1 protein-coding gene is annotated in these 3432 nt (G+C 63.1%); it reads right to left on the reverse strand.

Annotated elements, in window-relative coordinates; translation table 11 throughout:
- On the reverse strand, positions 1 to 3396 hold a 3396-nt coding region (locus QMC91_RS09260), incomplete at its 3' end, for an Ig-like domain-containing protein (RefSeq protein ID WP_300237955.1).
- Positions 3397 to 3432: the final 36 nt, after the last annotated feature.

Below are 3432 nucleotides of genomic sequence, written 5' to 3' on the forward strand. Positions count from 1 at the left end.
GTACTGGTCGAATGCGGTTGCGGTGAGCGTCAGGCTCTTCCCGGCAGGGATGCGGAAGTCAGACGGGCTGACCTCGATCCGCGTAAGCACCGGCTCCGTCGACCGGACGGTCACTGTCGCGATCCCGTTCTCTCCGGCAACCGTTGCGGTGACGGTCGTGCTGCCTTCGCCGCATGCGGTGAAGAGGCCGCTGCAGGGATCGATCTTGCCGACGCACGGGTCGTCGCAGGACCAGGCCATGGTAGAGCCCGCGTTGTCCTGCAGGTCATACACGGTAAACCGCCATGTGTCCCCGCAGTTCAGGATGATCGCCGACGGGGAGACCACGACACCCGCGGACTCATCGGTGACCTCTACGTCGGCCGTCCCGATAACGCCGTTTGCCGATGCGGTGACGGTCGCCGTGCCCGCGGCGAACGCCTCAAAGAACCCGGTTTCGTCGATCTCGCCGACGCACGTGTCGCTGCAGCACCAGTCGATCTCGACATCGGGTATCTCGCAGCCGTCCGGGTCGAGTACGGTGAACGTTGCGGTGCCGCCGGCGGCGAGGGTGATCGCGGCCGGGGTGACGACGATGGACGTCACGGCCGGGCTGTTGCAGGTCACGGTGACGGTTGCGGTTCCTTCGGCGCCGTCTCCACAGGCGGTGATGGTCGTCGTGCCGCTGTCAAGGGCGGTGAAGACGCCGCTGCAGGGATCGATGGTGCCGACGCACGGGTCGCTGCACTCCCAGGTGACCTCTGCGCCCTTGACGATATTTCCAAACCTGTCGAACGCGACGACCTCAAACTGGAGGTCTTCGCCGACCTTGAGCGTGGCCGCGGACGGCACGACCGCGATCTTTGCGAGCAGAGGCCATTCGTTGACGGTGATGGTTGCCTGCGCGGAGCAGTCTCCTGCCGTCGCGGTGACGGTCGTCGTTCCTGCGGCGAGGGCGGTGAAGAACCCGTCCCCATCGATGGTGCCGACGGTCTTGTTGCTGCTCGACCAGGTGACCTCACCGGCGGGCATGACGTTGCCGTCCCGGTCATAGACCGTCACCATGAATCTCTGGAGATCCCCGACGTCCAGGGTGGCCCGGGGCGGCGTGAGCGAGATCTCTGTCAGGGCCGGGTCACCGGGCTCATATGCGTTGACCGTGACGGTTGCGGTTCCGACGACATCGCCGGCGGACGCGGTGACGGTCGCGGTGCCCGCGGCAAGGGCGGTGAAGAAGCCGGTATCGTCGACGGTTCCGACGGTTTCGTTGTCGCACGACCAGGTGAACTCGATGCCGGTCATCTCACCGCCGTTCTCATCGAAGACAACTGCCGCGAACTGTTCTGTGTCGCCGACATCCAGGATGGCCGTGCCCGGTCTGACCTCGATGCGGTCGAGAGCCGGTTCTGCGGGCTCATCGGCGTTGACGGTGACGGTTGCGGGTTTGGAGAGGTCGCCCGCTGTTGCGGTTACGGTCGCCGTGCCTGCGGCGAGAGCGGTGAAGATGCCGCTGGACTCACCGATCGTTCCGACGGTCTCGTTGTCGCACGACCAGGTGACCGCGACGCCGGTCATCTCGTTGCCGAACTGGTCGAGGACGGTTGCCGTGAACTGTTCTGTGCCACCGATCGCGAGCGTGGGAGAGAGCGGTGTGACCTCGATCGTGGTTGCGACCGGCTCTTCGTCCGTGACGGTGACGGTCGCCATTCCAGATTTGCCGCTTGCCGTTGCGGTGATGGTTGTAGTGCCCGCGGCTTTCGCGGTAAAGAGGCCCTTAGATTTGTCGATGGTTCCGACGGTCTCGTTGCTGCACGACCAGTTGAACTCGACGTCGGTCATTTCTTTGCCGAACTGGTCGTAGGCGGTTGCGGTGAACTGTTTCGTCGCGTTGAGATCGAGCGTGAACGTGGACGGGGTGACCTCGATGCGGTCGAGGACTGGTTCTACCGGTTCGTCGTCATTGACGGTGACGGTTGCGGTTCCGGTGATGCCTTCGGCAGTCGCGATGACGGTCGCCGTGCCCGCGGCCTTCGCGGTAAAGACGCCGCTGGACTCACCGATCGTTCCAACAGTCTCGTTGCTGCACGACCAGGTGAACTCGATGTTGGTCATCCCTTTGCCGAACTGGTCGTAGGCGGTTGCTTCGAACCGCTTTGTCTCGTTGCGGTCGAGTGTGAACGTGGACGGGGTGACGACGATGGACGTCACGACCGACTCGTTGGCGTTGACGGTGACGGTCGCGGTTCCGGTGATGCCGCCCGTCGACGCGATGATGGTCGTCGTGCCGGCTTCGTAAGCGGCGAAGTAGCCGCCGGGGTCGATGTATCCAACCGTGCCGTTGCCGCACGACCAGGAGACTTTCAGGTCGGGTATGACTTCGTCGTTCTCGTCATAACAGGTGGCATTGAACTTCAGTTCGTCGCTAACGTTCATCGTGGCCGAAGATGGTTCAACCTTGATCCTCGCGACCACGGCCGGCGCTCCTTCGGGGTTGTATGCGAACGCGTAGATATCCGAGTAGGAGCCGCGGGCTTTCTGCCAGACGATCATGTTGCCGCTGGCGGCGGGGTAGAGCTGTTCACCGCCGGCGGTGGGCACGGCCATCTCTTTACCACTATTGCGGTCGTACATGTAGATGCTTCTCGGCGCATCCCGCTTGTCCTCCCAGGCGAGGATCTGGCCGGTGATCACCGGCGAAACCTGGTCGGAGTTGTCGAAGGTGATCCTCTGCTCTCCACCGGACGGGTCGTCGAGATCGATCATGTAGATGTCGGGGCTCGCGTGCCGGTTATCCTCCCAGGCCACGACGCTCCCGTAGAGCGAGGGCCAGGACTGGGCCGCCGTGCTCGTGGATACCGGCCCTTTCATCTTGCCTTCGGCGATGCTGTAGTAATGAACCCTATCGTCGGCCGCTTCGACCCAGGCGACGTACTTCTCCGAGAGTGCAGGCTTGAACTCGGTGCTCCCACCGGGGATCGTCGTCTTTGCATCGCATTTGATGGTATCTTTCACCTCACCGGCTGCGATGTCGTAGAGGACGATCCTGGTATCGCCGCTGCTGCTATCGTACCAGGCAATGTAGTTCCCGCGGACGATCGGCAGCCACTGTTTGCCCGGGTCGGTTGTGAGCTGTGTCTCTTCACCCGTCGAGCGCCGGTAGAGGTAGATATCCCAGTTCCCGTTCCGGTTGTCCTGCCAGACGATGTAGTCCCCTGAGATGGACGGTCTCTCCTGCGAGGCGGAGTTCGTTGTTATCCTGGTGCCGGAGGTGCCCGGACTGTTCGAGAAGTAGATCTCTTTGTTTCCGTCCCGGCCGTCTTCCCAGACGACCATGTTCCCGTCGACGTCGGGGTTCTCCTGCGACCCGGGGAAGACAGCAAACGGTACCAGATCTCCCGGAGCAATCTCTGCCGCCATAACCGGCGGGCTGGCTTCCGCTCACCCCATGATAGG

This window comes from Methanoculleus sp., from assembly GCF_030019085.1.
GTDB lineage: Archaea > Halobacteriota > Methanomicrobia > Methanomicrobiales > Methanoculleaceae > Methanoculleus.